Source organism: Mesobacillus foraminis, assembly GCF_004340465.1.
Classification (GTDB): Bacteria; Bacillota; Bacilli; order Bacillales; family Cytobacillaceae; genus Mesobacillus_B; species Mesobacillus_B foraminis.
Genome location: NZ_SLVV01000008.1, coordinates 240073 through 257542 on the forward strand (window position 1 = coordinate 240073; position 17470 = coordinate 257542).

The window sequence follows — 17470 nt, forward strand, 5'->3', positions numbered from 1 at the left end:
CTATAAAACTAGGAGACGAAAAAAACCGTAAACCTAGTTAAAACTGGGCACCCACCCCAAAATTGCCCACTTGTCCTCAAACCAGAACAGGAATACGCCGATCCTAATCTGAAACCAGCTTAAAAAAGGTCACTGTCACACATCTGACACCGGTTTTTCAATAAAAGCCGATAATCGATGCATAAACCGAAATAATCGATGCATAACTTCCCGGGAACGATGCATAACCTAAATTTTTTGATGCATAACTAGTGTTCCCTCTATAAAACTAGGAGGCGAAGCAATGTAAAACCTATTTAAAGCTGGTCTCTCACCCCAAAAGTGCCCACTTGTCCTCAAATCAGAACAAGAATACGCCGATCCTAATCTGAAACCAGCTTAAAAAAGGTCACTGTCACACCTCTGACACCGGTTTTTCAATAAAAGCCAAGAATCAAAGCATAAACCGAAATAATCGATTCATAACTTCCGGGGAACGATGCATAACCTAAATTTTTTGATGCATAACTAGTGTTTCCCCTATAAAACTAGGAGACGAAAACATCGTAAATCTAGTTAAAGCTTGTCACCCACCCCTAAATTGCCCACTTGTCCTCAAACCGGAACAGGAATACGCCTTTCCTAATCTGAAACCAGCTTAAAAAAGGTCACTGTCACATCTGACACCGGTTTTTCAATAAAAGCCAAGAATCATAGCATAAACCAAAATAATACATGCATAACTTCCCGGGAACGAAACATAAGTCGAAATAATCGATGCATAACTCATTTCCCTCCCCGAAAAAAGGGACTAAAATAAAGAAACTATCCCGCCGCCGGCCCCAGCTCCCGCCTCAAACCGGCCTCCATGCTTCTTTTTCATCACGAATTCCCATTTTTCTTCAAAAACTAGCAAATCCAGCAGGTAAATAGTTACTATTTTCCTATCGCTGTGGTAAAATAAACAATTAGTGTAGAATATGGTTTTGCGTTATACGCGGTAGCGTCTGTATAGTTTGAGAACTCCTTGTCTATGTTGGTAGATGTAGGGGTTAAACCAGCCGCAGCCAGCCATTGTCAAGGAGGATAAAAAAATGTTAGCAAGGGATATTGGAATTGACCTTGGTACGGCTAACGTGTTGATCCACGTCAAGGGCCGTGGGATTGTGTTGAATGAGCCGTCTGTTGTGGCGCTTGATAAGAATACGGGCCGGGTTTTGGCCGTTGGAGAAGAGGCGCGCCAGATGGTGGGCCGTACACCTGGGAATATCGTCGCAATCCGTCCATTGAAAGATGGAGTTATTGCTGATTTTGATGTAACGGAAGCAATGCTGAAGCATTTTATTAACAAATTGAATGTCAAAGGCTTCCTGTCCAAGCCGCGCATCCTGATTTGCTGCCCGACAAACATTACGAGCGTCGAGCAAAAAGCAATCAGGGAAGCTGCGGAAAAGAGCGGAGGCAAGAAGATCTATCTGGAGGAAGAGCCTAAGGTTGCTGCAATCGGTGCTGGCATGGACATCTTCCAGCCGAGCGGAAACATGGTCGTTGATATCGGCGGCGGAACAACGGATGTTGCTGTCCTTTCTATGGGGGATATCGTGACTTCCACTTCTTTAAAAATGGCCGGTGACAAGTTTGATGCTGAAATCCTGAATTATATCAAACGGGAATATAAGCTTCTGATTGGTGAGCGCACAGCCGAGAATATCAAGGTGACCATCGGAACCGTGTTCCCTGGCCTTCGCAGCGAGGAAATGGAAATCCGCGGCCGGGATATGGTATCCGGTTTGCCAAGAACGATTTCTGTCCGTTCTGAGGAAATCGAGCAGTCTCTAAGAGAATCTGTAGCGGTCATCGTCCAGGCAGCGAAGACGGTCCTGGAAAGAACACCGCCTGAACTGTCTGCGGACATCATTGACCGAGGAGTGATTTTAACCGGCGGCGGCGCCCTGCTTCACGGCATGGACACCCTTCTGGCAGAAGAACTGAAGGTTCCTGTGCTGGTAGCGGACAATCCAATGGAGTGTGTGGCCGTTGGAACAGGAATCATGCTTGACAATCTTGACAGGATTGCAAGAATAAAAATATAAAATAACACCACTTAAAAGAAAAAAATCCGGGTCAATCGGCAAACATCGCCGCTGAAGCCAGGATTTTTTCTTTTTTTACCCGAAAAAGGCTCTTTAAAACGCAAAAACCATCAAATTTCTACAATTTGTTAATGTTTCTTGTTGAAAATTTTTGTAAAATAGTAGATGAGTAAAAAAGTATTTATTTTACTACATATCCTTCTGAGGTGGAACACAAGAGATGTTCAGAGGTTTTTATACAGTGGCGTCCGGGATGCTTGCCCAGCAGCGCCGCACTGAAATGCTTACAAACAATATGTCCAATTCCAATACACCGGGCTTTAAAGCCGACCAGGCAGCAATGAGGGCTTTCCCGGAAATGCTTTTGCAGCGCTATGACCAGACTGCCCCAAATGGTACGGGAAAAGAGGTTGGCGCTATCAATACTGGCGTATACATGCAGGAGGCAATGCCGAAGTTTATCCAGGGTGACATGCGGGAAACCGGAAAGAAAACCGATATCGCGCTGGTCGATGTCGCTATGCCGGCGGATGAGGAAACAGGAATGAGCGGCTCGGTACTTTTTACCGTCCGACTCCCTGATGGCACGGTCCGCTATACACGCAACGGAAATTTCACGCTGGACGGCCAGGGGTTTTTAACGACGGCGAGCGGCCAGTACATCCTGGATCGGCAAGGAAATCCAATCCAGCTGTCCAGTGATCAGTTCACTATCAGCGAAACGGGAATTGTAACCGGCCAAAATGGTGAAACTGCCCAGCTTGGGATCGGCCTTGCCGGCAACCCGAATCAGCTGATTAAGGAAGGAAGCGGTCTGTTCCGCACGGAAAACGGCGAGGCGCTTCCTGATGCAGCAGGGACCAATGGAGCCGAGTTCAAGCTTCAGCAAGGCTTCCTGGAACAGTCCAATGTAGATCTTAGCCAGACGATGACTGAAATGCTGACCGCCTACCGTGCATTTGAGGCGAACCAAAAGGTTTTGCAGGCATATGATCAGAGCATGCAGAAGGCTGCGAATGAAATTGGCAGACTATGATTAAATTAATAGAGAAGAAATGGAAATCATAAGAGGTAAATCATGAACCGAACAATGATAACTGCAACCAACACGCTGGCCCAGCTGCAAAAGCAAATGGACAGCATCAGTCATAATATCGCTAATGCCAATACGAACGGGTATAAGAGCCGGGAAACTACGTTTAGTGACCTGGTCGTCCAGGAGTTCCGCAATCAGCCGCAGGATCAGCTGGAGGCGAACCGCCTGACACCTTATAACATCCGTCAGGGGACAGGAGCTAAAATTGCCCAGTCCCAGCTTGTCCTGACGCAGGGTGCTTTGAAAACGACCGACCGGGGGCTTGATACTGCTTTTACAAAGGAAGGGCAGTTTTATACCATTCTGGCTCAGGGGGAAGATGGCAGCAGCTCCGTCTCCTATACAAGGGATGGTGCCTTTTACCTAACGCCTGTATCAGAAAGGGAATCCATGGTCGTCACCGGGAACGGGGATTCTGTTCTTGATGAAAATGGGGAACCGATTTCCTTTACAGGCACACCAAAAGAATTTAAAATTGCCGGAAATGGCGAGTTTGTGGCGATTATGGCAGATGGGAGCTCGCAGCAGCGAAACCTGGGGGTTGTCAGGGTGGATAAACCGCAATTCCTGGAGCAAAAAGGCCATAATCTTTATGGTTTGCCGGAGAATCTGGCAGCGCTGGGTGTAACCGAAAATGATATCGTGACCGGACTTAATGGAGCTTTGCCCAGCGAGATCGCCATTCAGCAGCATACGCTTGAGCAATCCAATGTAGATGTAAGCAAGGAAATGACCGACCTTTTGAACGTTCAGCGCGGCTATCAGTTCCATTCCCGGTCCATCTCCATCGCCGATCAGATGCTGGGGCTTGTGAACGGGATTCGTTAAGAGGGCACGCATGGGATCAAGCCGCTGCCCGATAGATAAATAGGCAAGGGCTTGCGGACGGAATACGTGAAGAGGGGAAGAAAAGCATGGCAGTGAACAGTAAGCAGCAAGAAGCAGCAACACGGGAGAAGGTAAAAAAAGAAAAGAAAGTAGAGCATCAGGAAAAGCAGCAAAAAGTTCGGGTGCGCCTTGTGCCGATCTGGCTTCGAGTTCTTATTGTCATTGTGCTGCTCGCTCTCAGCATTGTCCTTGGCGCCGCTTTCGGGTATGGCGTGATGGGCGGAGGCGACCCAAAGGAAATCTTTGAAAAGTCAACCTGGACTCATATCTGGAGTCTGGTCAACGGAGAATAACGTACAGAGGAAGGGAGTGGTCCCTTCCTTTTTTCATGGCCTCCATTGGAATAAACAACCTCCTTATTGTATAATGGCGGAAGGAAAAACGGTTTTCATAAATATTTCATGAGGAGTTTGGATGTAATGGAATTGAATATTGATCAGATTAAAGAAATTATCCCCCATCGTTATCCTTTTCTTTTAGTTGATAAAATTCTTGAGCTGGAAGCAGGAAAACGTGCGGTTGGAGTAAAGAATGTGACCGCAAATGAGGAATACTTCAACGGACATTTCCCTGAATATCCCGTGATGCCCGGTGTTATCGGCCTGGAGCATGCGGCGCAGGTAGGGGCAGTGGCACTGCTGTCCATGCCGGAATATAAAGGGAAAATCGCCCTGTTTGCCGGAATTGACAAGCTAAGATTCAAAGCGCAGGTTCGTCCGGGAGACACCATTGTGACAGAAGTCGAGCTTTTATCCATTCGCAGAGGGATTGGAAAAGGAAAGGTCGTTTCCAAAGTTGACGGAAAAGTTTCTCTGGAAGCGGAGATCATGTTTGCCGTTCAAGGATAAATATACATAGCAAGCAAAACCGGGTGGATCATATCACACTCGGTTTTTTTAGGTTAAGCGAATTACAAACTTTTTTAATTTTATTTAAAAATACTTGAATAAAATTAAAATGTGTTTTAATATAATTAAAAAAAGGAGGGTGTTTAAATTGGAAAGAGATGAAATCCCATCCTGGGTGCTGTCCCTGGATAAACAATCCTTGGAGTTTATCAGGAAGTTCATACTAAATTCTGGCTCCTTGAAAAATATGGCGAAGGAGTACGAGGTTTCTTATCCTACTGTCCGCACCATGCTGGACAATTTAATTAAAAAAATTGAGCTGTACAGCAAAGAAGAAGATGTGGAGTTCGTGAACATGATTAAAAACCTGGTCATCGACGAACGCTTAAGTTTAGAGGTTGCCAAGGTGATTATTGATAAATACAGAAGTGAAAAAGGAGAATAAGAATGGAACATCTCGTACAATTCTCGTTCGCTGTTATCATTTTAATCATTCAATACTTTGTTTCTAAAAGAGGGAGTGCATGGTTGGGGGCCATCCTGCCATTGATTTATATTGGGCTGTTTGTTTATGGATATGTCACCGGGTTTTTTGAGGGTAAATCGGAAGTCAGTGTACTCGCGGCCCTTTTTGGTGGCAGTGTGCTGCTTGTGTCGGCGTGGATGAAAGGGAGAGATGCCATGTACCGGCAAAGGAAGAGAGAGTTGAATAAAATGAAGGCCAAGGATCTTTAAACGGCCCTCTCCTTCAAGCAAGTACTCTTGGGATAGGGAATATATCCTGTCATTCCTCTATCCCAACCTGTATTTAACTTCAGCAGCATGTAAAACTTTTTTTGATTCTCACTTTTCCTCTTACCCGGCGATGCCCTCATGCCGGCAGTTTCAGGCAATTGCCAACGCTTCAAGGATCTATCACAGGTCTGTTCCCTCAAGATTCTACCTTCAGTTCGCAGCTTTCACACCTATTGACCAGCATTTCCAAAAACGCAGCCATCCTAGTTCCTCTGGTCCGCAATTAGCCATGGATTTTTTCTATCTGCAAACAATCATTTCATCCAAGGATTAGCTGACAATCATTGGTTCGGTCAATGATCCACGCAATTGCCATCCCATTTCGGTTCCATTCCACTACCTTGCTTTGCTGTCTCAAGCCAATATCGCAGATTACAATTACACACCTAATTGGTCAAAGATTCTTAAAAAAGCAGCTATGTTTTCTGTGGAGATTAAACTTAATTGGCAACAAGAGGGTAACCAAATCAACCTTTAATTTGGAAATTTATTGACAATATTGTCAGGTAATTATACCATGGTTGGTGGTAACATATGGTAAAACTGTTATTCCTGGTATTTTTTCTCTTTTACATGTGATTTACACTTTTACAGAATGTTAACCAATATTTGTAAAAAGGTCCTATAAAAGGGTGGATTCCATCCCTATAATGAAAAAAAGGAAAGCCATATAGATTCATCGGCTTTATCCTACCTGGTAGTTTGCTATTTATCTATAAAGGTTTGATAAGTTGAGGGCTGTCCGAACATGGGGGGAACTCAGGTTAGATAGGGCTAAAACACCACTATTTTTAATTTTATTTAAAACAACTTGAATAAAATTAAAGAATGTTTTAATATAATTGAATGGAAGGGATTTGGGAGTTGTATCCAAATAACAGACTGCTGTTACCGGATGCCTGGTGGAAATAAATAGAAAGGAGGGTGTGCCTTGAGATCAGCACTGCCCCCAATTATTGCCGGACTGATCATATCGATTGTATGGGGGTATTTTTCCGACTTGCGGGAAGGGGATACTCAAGTGTTCATTATCAGGCTGATCGTTGTTCCTTCCCTGCTTTTACTGTTCAGCAAGATGCGTGAAGCCCAGGGAGAAAGGTAAGAAAGCCGTAATGATTTAACGAAAAGAGGGAGACGAGATGACAGGAAAAGCGCTAGAAGTTCGGTCCTTAACAAAAAAGATAAAGAATAAAGTGATTGTTGACCATGTCAGCTTTGAAGTGGAAAAAGGTGAAATTTTCGGATTGCTGGGCCCAAATGGAGCGGGGAAAACGACGATCATCCGAATGATTGTCAGCCTGATTGGGCGGACAGAAGGGAGTGTCCATGTGAATGGACATAACCTGGACGGCGAATTCAAAGAATCCATGAGCGAAATTGGAGCGATTGTCGAAAATCCGGAGTTCTATAAGTATTTGAGCGGGTACAAAAACTTATTGCATTACGCAAATATGGCAAGGCAAAAAATTACGAAGGAACGCATTGAGGAAGTAGTCAGGCTCGTTGGCCTCGAGAAGGCCGTCCATCAAAAGGTGAGGACCTATTCCCTTGGGATGAGGCAAAGGCTGGGAGTGGCGCAGGCGCTGTTGCATAACCCATCCATCCTCATCCTGGATGAGCCCACAAATGGGCTTGATCCGCAGGGGATCCGGGAATTCAGGGATTACCTCCGTTCCTTGACGAAAGAGGGAATCTCCGTGATTGTATCCTCGCATTTATTATCAGAAATGCAATTAATGTGTGACCGATTTGCCATTATTGAACATGGGAAACTGATTCATGTTTCTTCAATTGATACTCTTAAGGAAGCTGATCGGGCAGCACAAAATGTGGTGTTTGAGGTGAGCGATTCGGACCAGGCGATTCACCTTCTGATGGAACATAAGCTGGGGGCTGAAGCGGTCAAATCAGGAAATGGGCAATTTACCGTCTCCGTCGATAAAGAGACCATCGCTGCCGTAAATCAGCTATTGGTCACGAATCAGATCAAGGTATACGGCATCCAGCTGGTAACAGCCACTCTTGAAGACCGGTTCCTTGAATTAACCGGCAAAGGAAGGAAGGAGGAAGAGGCGAGTGTTTTATCTAGTTAAGAACGAAATGATGAAGCTATTCGGGAAAAAAGCAAACTGGATTTATATCCTTATTTTAATCATCGCCGTTGCCATTGGCGGAATGGTTCAGCAAAAACTTGGCGGAGAACCAAGCCAGAATTGGCGGGAGAAAACGCAGGCTGAGGTGACCCAGCTGCAAAAAGACCTGGAAGCCGCCCCGGACGAAGAAAAGGAATGGATTGCTCAGGAGATTCAGAAAAAGCAGCAATACCTTGATGAAAACATCGATCCCAACGCAGCAAGCAACTGGCATTTTATGAATGGAACTGTGATTGGGATGGGTACATTGGTTACGCTGTTTGCGGTGATTGTCGCGAGTGCCAGTGTCTCCTCGGAATTTGCAGATGGGACAATCAAACAGCTGCTGATCCGGCCTCATCAAAGATGGGTGATCCTGCTGTCGAAGTATCTTTCCGTATTGATCTACTCCCTGATGCTGCTGGCTGTGCTGATTGCATCAGGTTATATTGTTGGCACCCTTCTGTTCGGAAGCGGCGATTTCAATGCGAGATTCGTTGAAATCACTCTTGAGGGCGAAAAAATAGCAGTGGTCGGAACGCAATTCCTGTTGAAGGTGCTCTATTATATCCCAAGTTTGCTCGTTGTCCTAACGATCGCCTTCATGTTGTCCACCTTGTTCAAAAGCCAGGCATTGGCGGTTGGCGTCGGAATATTCGTCTTGTTCCTGTCCTCCACACTTGGCGGCATCATGATCCTGTTAACGGAAAAATACACATGGACGAAGTTTCTAATTTTCCCGCACCTGGATCTGACTGTATATGCCTTGCAGGAAAATATACTTCAGGATGTCACATTGCCGGTATCCCTGGCCACACTTGCTGTGTACTACATCGTGTTTCTGCTCATCACCTTTGCCTTTTTTCAAAAAAGGGATATCAGCATTTAATACTTTTACGATAGGTAACGTTCTACGTGGGGAGATGGAATAGATGAAGAGAACGGGCGAAGTTATTTTAGCCATATTAGGAATACTGGGATACGGACTTCTAGCAGGCTTAGGCAGCCTGATGGTTTTCCTGCAAAATAATGAAGAGTTCCTGAGTGAAATGGAAAGCGTCGGGGGAGAAGAGATGGAGATGGCCATGAACTCCATGGAATCCGGCGGCATCATGTTTATTACGGCTTCCATTCTTGCCATCCTTTTGGGAATAGTGGCCATCTTCATGGTAAAAGGGAACAAAAAGCCGAAACCGGCTGGCATCCTTTTCCTTGTTACAGCCATTCTGGTATCTGTCGTCACTGTAGGCATAGGCCTTGTCCCCGGAATATTCTATCTGATCGCCGGGCTCATGTGTGTGGTCCGAAAGCCTCCTCAAGCAAGCGGGATCGAGAGCGGCTATACAGGAGGGGGCAATTAGGCCCCCTTTTAGCCATAAATTGAAACCTTCCGCAGGTGATGATCGTAACTAGATAAAGTGCCCTGTCAAGGAAGGGGAAATGCTAAATGCCTGTCTGTAAACATTGTGGAGCCAAATGGTCCTGGTCCGACACTCTTAAAAGAAGCTGGACTTTCCGCAGAGGCATGAGATGCCGGAACTGCAAAAAGAAGCAATATCAAACACGTTCCTCGAGAAAAAAGACCTCTCTGATTGCCGGCTTGATACCCGTGGTACTGATTCCTGCAGCGAGTCTGTTTGATCTTGCGCCGGGTTCAATCCTTGGGCTCGGAATGGTCCTTGGCATTCTTTGTATAGGTGTGATGCCTTTTTTCTTTGAACTGACCAGTAAGGAAGAGCCGCTGTGGTAGCAGCTCTTCATACCCGGGCTGAACCTACTCCAGCGACTTCACATACTCATCAGATAAACTCATAAACTCCATGATCTCTTCCAGCTGCTGGATGGCGGCATCATCCGCAGCTGTCCTGTTCCGGCTGTCTATATTGGTGATTTGCCCGCTGCCCTTGGTTTCGCCGGGAGCAAAGGCATACTTGCTGTTCACATAGGTTCCGGTTGGAGCATAAAACCGGATGCCAATCCTATTTTGTTTGGCGTTAAGGAGGTCGGTTCCGAAGACGATCTCTTTTTTTAAATCCAGCCCCAGCAGATTGGCCAGGGTAGGGTAGATGTCCACAAGGCCGCCGGTTGTTTTCACGGTTTGCCCCCCTTCCAGGCCAGGAACCCTGATGGCGAGTGGAACATTCAAATGATCGAGAACAGAATGGTACTCTCTGCCAAAAAGATTTTCAACCAGCTTCTGGTCGGCTTCATTCTTCGTCTGCAGCCCCTGGTGGTCTCCGTAAACTGCAATCACCGTCTTTTCATAAAGCCCCTGCTCTTTCAGTCCCTCCACCAACTTGCCAAAGGCATAGTCGGCATAGCTGACGGCTTCAATGTAGGAGCCGACAATGGAGCCGTTATATTCCTCCGGCAAGTCAATCGCCATAGCCTTTTTTTCCTCGGGAAGGTCAAAGGGAAAGTGGCTGGAAAGCGCTATAAGATTGGCGTAAAACCTTGAGCCCCTGCCATCGAACTCCACTAGCTTATCCAGGCTTTTTTGATAAAAAACTTCGTCCGAGGTCCCGTAGGAAACCATATCCTGAGTCCCAAAATATTTTTTATCATAATACTCATCAAAACCCAGGGTTGCGTACATATCCTGCCTGTTCCAGAACGAAACGGCGTTGGCATGGAAGGTGGCCGTATGGTAGCCATTTTCCCCAAGGAGTGCAGGAAAACTTCGGATTTGCTTTCCGGTGACCACAGAAGACATCGGTACATCACCCAAAGCATAGAGGGAAGTGTTCGTGATGTATTCCGCATCCGATGTATTTCCTTTCCCCACCTGCGTATAAAAATGCGGAAAGTAAAAGGATTCAGCCAAAAACTTATTCAGGTTCGGGGTCACTTCCACACCATTTATCTTCCGGTTTAGAAGGAAGCTTTGGACCGATTCCAGCTGAAGGATGATTAAATGTTTGTCTTTGGCTGCCCCTGTATAGGAAATAGTCTCTTTTAAGGCCGAGGGTCTTTTCTCCTCAATAAGCTCCGGGGTAATGCCGTCCTCAGCAAGTTGCGCAGCATTCAGGCCGGAAATCCCTGCAACGAGCTGGTACCCCAGCAGCCCAATCTGGTTGTACTGGCTGGTTTCACTGAAGGTCTGCGAAGCGTTGTAGGCCCCGTTTCCGATAAAAACCCCAGCCGGGACAAGCATAAGAACCATTGCCGTTTTAGTGAGCGAGATCTTGAAAGAAGACCTCGATAAAAAGGGATATAGGACAAAGTCTGCAAAGAAAAGAAGATACTTCCAGTGGAGCAGGGCGGTGACGGCGTCCCGAACCTCGCCAATTTGCCCTGCCTGTCCGAGTGACTTGTAAGTGATGATGCTGTTGTAAAAGTCGAAATACATGATGGCTGATAAAAAAATAAAGGAAAGCAATAAGTTTAACCCGAACATCAGGATGGTCCTGGCTCTGCCCCGAAACAGGCTTAAACCCAAAATGACCAGCAGGAGCAGTGACACCTCGGCAGCATACCCCGTCAGCTCAATGTCGCCGATCATAAGAGTCCGTGCAAATAAAGCCTTTAAGGATAAGGCTAGGAAAGTAAAAATTGCGATAAAATTCATAGTTCACCTTTGGTTTTCTTTTTTCGGCTTTCAAATCAGGTTAATGAACGCTCTAGTCTCAGTATTCCAAACTTGGCCCGAGGCAAGACTTCATTTTTAAATAAAAATGATACAAGATTTTTCACTGAATGGGCATTCTAAAAGAAGACCAATGCAGGTCAACAAGAATAAGACATCTGAAAGGGGATTTTTTCTCATGAATAAGCTTTTGAAGTTACTCGGAGGTTCACTGCTTTCCGCCATGCTGCTTGTAGGGTGCGGAACAAACGACGATAATGATCCTCCTCCAAACGGTGATACGGATGTTCAGAATCCGGCTGATGACAATGATGGTGCAGAGATCAACCGTTTTGACAATAATAATGGCAACAACGGCGGTAACAATGGCAACGGCAACAATGATGATACAAACGGTGAGCGCATCTTCAACGACAATAACAATAACAATGACACCAACCGCGATGGCGACGGGGACATGTTCCGTGACAATAACGACCGAGGCGAAGATGGCATGGAAGACGACCTTGACCGGAACGACCGCGACGAAAAAGACCGTTAATCAAAGCAGGGCAGGGGAAACCTGCCCTGTTTTTTAACAGCAAAAACCCCAGCAAGCCTTTCACTGGAGTTCAATTTCATGCCTTTTTCGGCAGCACAATTTTCGGACGGGCAAGGACTTTGTCTTTGAATTCAGCAAGCAGTTCCTCCCCATGCAGTCCCTGTTCGAGGAGATGCTCAAGCAGCAGGGCTGGGTAGTCATTCCGGATTTTACTGAGGTGGCCTTTTAACAGAATGCTGGCTTTGCCGTTGATTTTCTGAATGCTGGTGACTTTGGTAGAAAAAGCCGCTGGGTCGTTTTCCTTTTTCGTTATGACAACCTGAACAATGATGTCCTGGTTTTGAGCGGAAGCTTCCTCGAAATGGGGAACAAACTTCTCATCTACAAAAGCTTCGAGCAGCCAGTTCCCATGTTCGTCTTCCTTGTTAATAATCAGGCCTTCCTCGAGTTCAATTTCCTGAACATGATCTTTACCTACGATTTGCATTGAGATCAACCTAAAAGACTTCATTGCGGCCTCCTCACAGCTTTTACCCAAATTATAACATAAGCGAAAAAAAGAAAGCGAATTCAACCTTTGTCGAAAAATATGTGGTGTTATTAGGAAAAAAGTAATTTGCATGATCCGGGGCTTCAAAAAGAAATATTTCATCCATACATTCTGCTTGTTCCGGGAGAAAGATGTCGATCATAGGGGATTTTTGGCGATTTTACTCGTTTGCCCTGACGAGATATGATGGTCTCATCAAACGAAAAGGAGTTGAAAAATGATCAACCAGGTGATTCTTGTCGGACGCCTTACGAGGGATCCGGAACTAAAGTTCACAAGTGACGGGAAAGCCGTAGCAAGTGTGACGCTTGCCGTGAACCGTCAATTCCGCAATGCCAGCGGGGAATTCGACACCGATTTTGTCAATTGCATCCTCTGGAGAAAAACCGCAGAAAACACCGCTCAATACTGCAAGAAAGGCTCCATCCTCGGCGTCATCGGCAGGATCCAGACGCGCCAGTACGAAAATCAGGACAAGAAGCGCGTCTATGTAACCGAAGTCGTCGCCGAAACCGTCCAATTTCTCAGTAAAAAAACAGCCCAAACCCCGGAAAGTGAGGTCAGCCAATTTGAACCGGTCCCCCAGTGAAATGGATGGATTGGAGAAGCTCCTGGTCTCAATGATCAAAATGGTTGGAAAAACCAATGAAAAAATGGACGAACTCATGAAGCGCGTCCACCAGCTGGAAATGGCCGCGAAAGAAGAACCAGCCAGCCAAGTCTACTCCTTCATCGCAGAGCCGCAAAGACCCGAGGAACTCCACACACCCAAAGTGTAAAGCGCCCCCATGCAAAGTCAGAATCATTCCTTCTAGAGAGAGAAAGTAACCCCCTCTTCAATATCCCTCAATTTTGACCGGCCTGGCTGTTTAGGGCTGGTTTTTTTATGTCAGGGAAGGATTAAATAAAAATAGAAAAAAGGGAAAGAAAAAAGGCAACCGATAACAGCATCTGGGAGATGGTAAAGATCGCTTCATTCTTCTTCTGGGCAACTTTCCACTCCATGATCGCCTGGATACTGTCCGTGACAATAAAGTTAGCCATTAAAATAAAAAAGGGAACGAAAACGAAGGAGTCATCCAGAGGATCTTTTGCTACGGTAAGAAAATAGCCGATCAAGATCAAAATGACAAAAAATGCCCTAATAGTCCGATCTATCTTTTTATGTGTGTCATTCACAAAGTTAAACGAGAAGGCCTTTCTCTTCTCCACCTTCAGCCATCTCCTCATGAAGGCATTAAAGCAAATCGACAGCACACTATAGCCGACTACCAGCAAAATCAGAGTTAGCCATATGTGATTATCCATTCCAAACACGAACGCTTTCCCCCCTTGCGCAAACAGCCCTTTATTGCATTATTTTATTCAGGGCCGCTTTTGTTTAGATGCCCAGATTAGTACGCTATTTTAGGTACAGTAATCATAACATAGAGAAGCAGAGTGCTGGGTCTGGTCTGGGAAAATAGTAAACGAAAGGGAATTGGTACAACAATCTAATGGGCTGGCAGGGGAGACGTGGATTGCTGCAGGAGCAGAAGGTGAAGGACTAGACATTATTGAGTTATGAAGGACGAAAACGCTGGGGAAGAGCTGAGAAGAGGTCATCATCGTGGTGATGAAGTCCCAAGCTCGTAAGGAAAGCCGTGGAAGAGGACTTCATCGGGGTTATGAAGAGTCAAACTAGTGAGTAGAGCCGTGGAAGAGGACTTCATCGGAGTTATGAAGACCCAAACTAGTGAGTAGAGCCATGGGAGTGGACTTCATCGGGGTCATGAAGACCCAAACTCGTAAGGGAAGCCGTGGGAGTGGACTTCATCGGGGGCATGAAGACCCAAACTCATAAGGAGAGCCGTGGAAGAGGACTTCATCGTGATCATGAAGACCCAAACTCGTAAGGAGAGCCGTGGAAGAGGACTTCATCGGGGTTATGAAGACCCAAACTCATAAGGAGAGCCGTGGAAGAGGACTTCATCGCTGTCAAGATGACCCAAACTCGTAAGGAAAGCCGTGGAAGAGGACTTCATCATAGTCATGAAGACCCAAACTCGTAAGGAAAGCCGTGGAAGAGGACTTCATCGGGGTTATGAAGACTCAAACTCATAAGGAGAGCCGTGGAAGAGGACTTCACCGGGGTTATGAAGACCCAAACTCGTAAGGAAAGCCGTGGAAGAGGACTTCATCATAGTCATGAAGACCAAAACTCATAAGGAGAGCCGTGGAAGAGGACTTTATCGTGGTCATGAAGACCAAAACTCGTAAGGAGAGCCGTGGGAGTGGACTTCATCGGGGTTATGAAGACCCAAACTCATAAGGAGAGCCGGAGAAAAGGACTTCATCGAGCCCTAAATCCAGATTATTGTTTAAATTCATTTAGAACTAAAATAAGAGCCATTATAATTACCCTATCAAGATTAGAATTGATGACGGATTGTTTTAAAAAGCCATATCCTGGTTAACCTGTAAGTGAGTCATTATATTCCTCTTTTCATTGTTTACCGTCGCTGAAAACAGTGTTGCCGAGAGTGAATAAAATGACTCTTTCTTTTTATACAATTATATGACTTAATCCCGCTAGAAAAAAAAGAGAATGGACACGGTCTCCCCATTCTCTAACACTTGCTAAATTCGCAATTCGACCAATGGCCGGGCATATTTGTTGATTGCATAGCTTCCCAGCAATAGGCAGATGCTCAGGGAGAAAACGGTTAGCGCCAGATAATGGTTGGCTAGTCCGCTTAGAATGTCTTCGCCCACGTAGGTCTGGATGGATTTTATAATAAATCCGTGCAGCAGGTAGATATAAAAGGTCCGCTGGCCGATGACGGTAAATTTATTTCCTTTGGTCGGGACAAGCGCCAGGAATCCGTAAATCACAATGAAAGTGATCAGGTATTGGAAGGACCGGATTATCCCGGCACCTGGCTCGGTTACGCCCAATTGGGCATAGGAGGTATCACCGAGCAGCCAGTGCACGGCATCCTTCGGGAAGAAGGCATGGAATACCGCCAATGCACCGAGCAGGATGGCCAAGCCCATGGCAGGAGAGAATTTTATTTTTTTGACCAACTTCATATGCTGAGGCTCGAGTAAAAAGCCTAATAGAAAATAAGGGAAAAAAACAAAGGTCCGGGATAACGACAGGTAGCTGCCTGCATCATCCAAATAGCCGACGGCAACTCCGATGGCAAGGGCAATGACCAGTCCAATCCATTTGAGTCTGGCAAACGCATAAAGCAAAAGATTCCAAAAGAATAAACTTAGTAAGAACCATAACGTCCAGTGCGGCTGCAGAAGGTCAAATGCCAGATTTGCTTCCTGCCCGTTGAAATAATAAAACAGGGAATAAATCACCTGGAACACCAGATACGGCAGGAGGATTTTTTTAGATATCTTCTGCAAGTATCCTTTCTTCCTGTAGCCCTTTGAAAAGTAGCCGGAAATGAGAATGAAAGCGGGCATATGGAACAGGAAAATAACAGCATATAAGGTAAATAAAAAATTATCGCTGCTCTTTAACGGACTAATCACATGTCCAAACACGACCAGGAATATTAAAATGAATTTTGCATTGTCAAAATAAAAACTTCTGTTGGTAGAGGAGGCCATTTCAATTAACACCCCTAAGTAGTTATTTGCATTCAATTATTTTTTGGACATCAGAATGAATACAAAAACTAGCTTACAAGAAAATTGTTACAAGACAATGACCAAATGATAAAAAAACGATTTTAAACGGATTAAAGGATCATTTTACAATGTAACCAATGCATCGAACACGCGTCATAGCAGGCTTGAATGGACCGAAATTTATTTATAATAATTCATGTAAAAAATTTATACAAAAATGGTTTATCTGCCCAATTGGCGGGTAATTAACCAATATGAGTGAAGAAGAAAGATTCCCCTTAAGCAGAATTGCCTTACTTCTTTCTTCTGCTCTTCCCGGTGGACTCACTGACTGACCACACCTTTTTTGGCTGTCGCTGAATGGCGGCAGTTTTTTTATTGTCTTAATTTAGTTTGCAAAGGCTTCTTTTTGGGGGGGAATAGATTAGTTTTTTTCACCTTTACGTTTTGCGCTCCGTGAATTTTGTCTGCGCGATTCTTTTCTGATGATGATCATGAGAAACCGCACCATTAAAAAAGTGCAGGCAATCGTGCCGAAGCTATAAAAAGAGTTCCAGGACTTTTTATATTTTATTAAATTTGTTTTTCGTTCAAGCCAATGCTCGGCTAAAGCAGATGGAGCACTGAATAATAAGCATTTAGCAAGGATTCCAATCAGGCTGGAGTTTCTTGTCACCTGGTTAAAATAAATACAGGTGACAGGGAATATTAGATAGCTGAATAAGACACTAATATCAAACACTTTAAATAAATTGACGGGGTATTTTAAATATCCCTTTTTTACAAAGATGGCATCAAAAATGGAGGCAATATAGCTTTTTAATAAAAAGATGATGACCCAATCCTTTATCGGAGGCTTTCTGATCAGGTTAAAGAAAGATGCAATGCCTACAACAAAAAGGGACCTTAAAATAGTTATTTCTAATTGTTTTCGCATGATGAGTTCCCCTCCTACTATAAACAGTTTATCCAGGAGGCCGTAAAATATTTAGATTGCCCTAAGAAAGACGTTTCATCATTGTTTAGAAAGTCGCCATAGTTTGGACATAGTCCTGTCATGTTTACAGGTTATACTTACTGTGAGAATCAAAGGAAGGAGCTAACTATGACAGTGAATTTTCGAAGCTACTTGATTGCCAGTACCATTTCCCTTAGTCTGATGATGGCACAGACCTCTGGGACAAGCAGTGAGGAGATGCCGGCAAAATCAAAGGATTCAGCTTCAGCGTCCCAGCCGTCTTTGAATGAGGAAGGCAGACAAGGGCAGTAGAAGGAAACCAGGGTGAAGATCATAGACCATGGTCATTACTTTATATAAAAATGGCGTGCACCTCG

At 45.0% G+C, this 17470-nt stretch carries 21 protein-coding genes and 1 pseudogene; 16 read left to right on the forward strand and 6 right to left on the reverse strand.

Annotated features, from left to right (window positions below; genetic code table 11):
- Positions 1-1073 precede the first annotated feature (1073 nt).
- The 12 genes from mreB to EV146_RS16230 all read left to right on the forward strand — a co-directional run bounded on the left by mreB (position 1074) and on the right by EV146_RS16230 (position 9581).
- Entirely contained in the window at positions 1074-2072 is a 999-nt protein-coding gene (gene mreB / locus EV146_RS16180; protein ID WP_121610605.1) for a rod shape-determining protein, read from the forward strand.
- A gap of 220 nt (positions 2073-2292) precedes the next feature.
- Positions 2293-3108, forward strand: a complete 816-nt coding sequence (locus EV146_RS16185) for a flagellar hook-basal body protein (protein WP_132008184.1) — start codon at positions 2293-2295, stop codon at positions 3106-3108.
- A 42-nt stretch (positions 3109-3150) separates the two neighbouring features.
- Positions 3151-3996, forward strand: a complete 846-nt coding sequence (locus tag EV146_RS16190) for a flagellar hook-basal body protein (RefSeq protein WP_132008187.1) — start codon at positions 3151-3153, stop codon at positions 3994-3996.
- An 86-nt stretch (positions 3997-4082) separates the two neighbouring features.
- Entirely contained in the window at positions 4083-4349 is a 267-nt protein-coding gene (locus EV146_RS16195) for a DNA-directed RNA polymerase subunit beta (RefSeq protein WP_121610608.1), read from the forward strand.
- A 126-nt stretch (positions 4350-4475) separates the two neighbouring features.
- Positions 4476-4904: a 3-hydroxyacyl-ACP dehydratase FabZ gene (gene fabZ, locus EV146_RS16200; protein WP_132008190.1), complete on the forward strand. Its 429-nt coding sequence runs from the start codon at positions 4476-4478 to the stop codon at positions 4902-4904.
- A 148-nt stretch (positions 4905-5052) separates the two neighbouring features.
- The gene (locus EV146_RS16205) at positions 5053-5349 is read left to right on the forward strand and encodes a DUF2089 family protein (RefSeq protein WP_132008193.1); all 297 of its coding nucleotides are present in this window, start codon (positions 5053-5055) and stop codon (positions 5347-5349) included.
- A 2-nt stretch (positions 5350-5351) separates the two neighbouring features.
- On the forward strand, positions 5352-5639 hold the full coding sequence (locus tag EV146_RS16210; protein WP_132008196.1) for a hypothetical protein: 288 nt from the start codon (positions 5352-5354) through the stop codon (positions 5637-5639).
- Between the two features lie 991 nt (positions 5640-6630).
- Complete coding sequence (locus tag EV146_RS27080) at positions 6631-6801, forward strand: hypothetical protein (RefSeq protein WP_158287111.1); 171 nt, start codon at positions 6631-6633, stop codon at positions 6799-6801.
- 37 nt (positions 6802-6838) lie between these two features.
- Entirely contained in the window at positions 6839-7792 is a 954-nt protein-coding gene (locus EV146_RS16215) for an ABC transporter ATP-binding protein (protein ID WP_132008199.1), read from the forward strand.
- Positions 7776-8720: an ABC transporter permease gene (locus tag EV146_RS16220; RefSeq protein ID WP_132008202.1), complete on the forward strand. Its 945-nt coding sequence runs from the start codon at positions 7776-7778 to the stop codon at positions 8718-8720. Before EV146_RS16215 ends, EV146_RS16220 begins: the two co-directional genes overlap by 17 nt.
- A gap of 43 nt (positions 8721-8763) precedes the next feature.
- On the forward strand, positions 8764-9192 hold the full coding sequence (locus EV146_RS16225; RefSeq protein ID WP_132008205.1) for a DUF4064 domain-containing protein: 429 nt from the start codon (positions 8764-8766) through the stop codon (positions 9190-9192).
- 86 nt (positions 9193-9278) lie between these two features.
- Positions 9279-9581, forward strand: a complete 303-nt coding sequence (locus EV146_RS16230; RefSeq protein ID WP_132008208.1) for a TIGR04104 family putative zinc finger protein — start codon at positions 9279-9281, stop codon at positions 9579-9581.
- A gap of 24 nt (positions 9582-9605) precedes the next feature.
- On the opposite strand, the gene EV146_RS16235 is transcribed toward EV146_RS16230, so the two are convergent.
- A complete protein-coding gene (locus EV146_RS16235) occupies positions 9606-11399 on the reverse strand; it encodes an LTA synthase family protein (protein WP_132008211.1) in 1794 nt (597 codons plus the stop codon).
- Between the two features lie 196 nt (positions 11400-11595).
- On the opposite strand from EV146_RS16235, the gene EV146_RS16240 reads away from it, so the two are divergent.
- Positions 11596-11958, forward strand: a complete 363-nt coding sequence (locus EV146_RS16240; protein WP_181215903.1) for a hypothetical protein — start codon at positions 11596-11598, stop codon at positions 11956-11958.
- A gap of 76 nt (positions 11959-12034) precedes the next feature.
- On the opposite strand, the gene EV146_RS16245 is transcribed toward EV146_RS16240, so the two are convergent.
- A complete protein-coding gene (locus EV146_RS16245; protein WP_121610616.1) occupies positions 12035-12469 on the reverse strand; it encodes a YwpF family protein in 435 nt (144 codons plus the stop codon).
- Between the two features lie 256 nt (positions 12470-12725).
- On the opposite strand from EV146_RS16245, the gene ssb reads away from it, so the two are divergent.
- Positions 12726-13097, forward strand: a complete 372-nt coding sequence (ssb, locus tag EV146_RS16250) for a single-stranded DNA-binding protein (protein WP_121610617.1) — start codon at positions 12726-12728, stop codon at positions 13095-13097.
- Position 13098: 1 nt separating this feature from the next.
- On the forward strand, positions 13099-13287 hold the full coding sequence (locus EV146_RS16255; protein WP_158287112.1) for a hypothetical protein: 189 nt from the start codon (positions 13099-13101) through the stop codon (positions 13285-13287).
- A 121-nt stretch (positions 13288-13408) separates the two neighbouring features.
- Here the strand turns inward: EV146_RS16255 and EV146_RS16260 are convergent, their stop codons facing one another.
- From EV146_RS16260 to EV146_RS16270, 4 genes and pseudogenes are all read right to left on the reverse strand, one after another.
- A complete protein-coding gene (locus tag EV146_RS16260) occupies positions 13409-13816 on the reverse strand; it encodes a DUF4181 domain-containing protein (RefSeq protein ID WP_158287113.1) in 408 nt (135 codons plus the stop codon).
- Between the two features lie 1048 nt (positions 13817-14864).
- Positions 14865-14980, reverse strand: a pseudogene (locus EV146_RS28395) (IS256 family transposase); the annotation flags it as partial.
- 147 nt (positions 14981-15127) lie between these two features.
- Complete coding sequence (locus tag EV146_RS16265; protein WP_132008223.1) at positions 15128-16114, reverse strand: acyltransferase family protein; 987 nt, start codon at positions 16112-16114, stop codon at positions 15128-15130.
- A gap of 445 nt (positions 16115-16559) precedes the next feature.
- Complete coding sequence (locus EV146_RS16270) at positions 16560-17072, reverse strand: CBO0543 family protein (protein WP_132008226.1); 513 nt, start codon at positions 17070-17072, stop codon at positions 16560-16562.
- 168 nt (positions 17073-17240) lie between these two features.
- On the opposite strand from EV146_RS16270, the gene EV146_RS27085 reads away from it, so the two are divergent.
- Positions 17241-17405, forward strand: coding sequence for a hypothetical protein (locus EV146_RS27085; protein WP_158287114.1), 165 nt, complete (start codon positions 17241-17243; stop codon positions 17403-17405).
- Positions 17406-17470 lie beyond the last annotated feature (65 nt).

What these genes read in the sequence shown, in the direction of transcription:
- EV146_RS16185 (WP_132008184.1), top strand. Translation starts at nt 2,293, where the DNA reads ATGTTCAGAGGTTTTTATACAGTGGCGTCCGGGATGCTTGCCCAGCAG.
- EV146_RS16245 (WP_121610616.1), bottom strand. Translation starts at nt 12,469, where the DNA reads ATGAAGTCTTTTAGGTTGATCTCAATGCAAATCGTAGGTAAAGATCAT.
- EV146_RS16240 (WP_181215903.1), top strand. Translation starts at nt 11,596, where the DNA reads ATGAATAAGCTTTTGAAGTTACTCGGAGGTTCACTGCTTTCCGCCATG.
- ssb (WP_121610617.1), top strand. Translation starts at nt 12,726, where the DNA reads ATGATCAACCAGGTGATTCTTGTCGGACGCCTTACGAGGGATCCGGAA.
- EV146_RS27085 (WP_158287114.1), top strand. Translation starts at nt 17,241, where the DNA reads ATGACAGTGAATTTTCGAAGCTACTTGATTGCCAGTACCATTTCCCTT.
- EV146_RS16215 (WP_132008199.1), top strand. Translation starts at nt 6,839, where the DNA reads ATGACAGGAAAAGCGCTAGAAGTTCGGTCCTTAACAAAAAAGATAAAG.
- EV146_RS16195 (WP_121610608.1), top strand. Translation starts at nt 4,083, where the DNA reads ATGGCAGTGAACAGTAAGCAGCAAGAAGCAGCAACACGGGAGAAGGTA.
- EV146_RS16225 (WP_132008205.1), top strand. Translation starts at nt 8,764, where the DNA reads ATGAAGAGAACGGGCGAAGTTATTTTAGCCATATTAGGAATACTGGGA.
- EV146_RS16260 (WP_158287113.1), bottom strand. Translation starts at nt 13,816, where the DNA reads ATGGATAATCACATATGGCTAACTCTGATTTTGCTGGTAGTCGGCTAT.
- EV146_RS16255 (WP_158287112.1), top strand. Translation starts at nt 13,099, where the DNA reads ATGGATGGATTGGAGAAGCTCCTGGTCTCAATGATCAAAATGGTTGGA.
- EV146_RS16190 (WP_132008187.1), top strand. Translation starts at nt 3,151, where the DNA reads ATGAACCGAACAATGATAACTGCAACCAACACGCTGGCCCAGCTGCAA.
- EV146_RS16230 (WP_132008208.1), top strand. Translation starts at nt 9,279, where the DNA reads ATGCCTGTCTGTAAACATTGTGGAGCCAAATGGTCCTGGTCCGACACT.
- EV146_RS16210 (WP_132008196.1), top strand. Translation starts at nt 5,352, where the DNA reads ATGGAACATCTCGTACAATTCTCGTTCGCTGTTATCATTTTAATCATT.
- fabZ (WP_132008190.1), top strand. Translation starts at nt 4,476, where the DNA reads ATGGAATTGAATATTGATCAGATTAAAGAAATTATCCCCCATCGTTAT.
- mreB (WP_121610605.1), top strand. Translation starts at nt 1,074, where the DNA reads ATGTTAGCAAGGGATATTGGAATTGACCTTGGTACGGCTAACGTGTTG.
- EV146_RS16265 (WP_132008223.1), bottom strand. Translation starts at nt 16,114, where the DNA reads ATGGCCTCCTCTACCAACAGAAGTTTTTATTTTGACAATGCAAAATTC.
- EV146_RS16235 (WP_132008211.1), bottom strand. Translation starts at nt 11,399, where the DNA reads ATGAATTTTATCGCAATTTTTACTTTCCTAGCCTTATCCTTAAAGGCT.
- EV146_RS16270 (WP_132008226.1), bottom strand. Translation starts at nt 17,072, where the DNA reads ATGCGAAAACAATTAGAAATAACTATTTTAAGGTCCCTTTTTGTTGTA.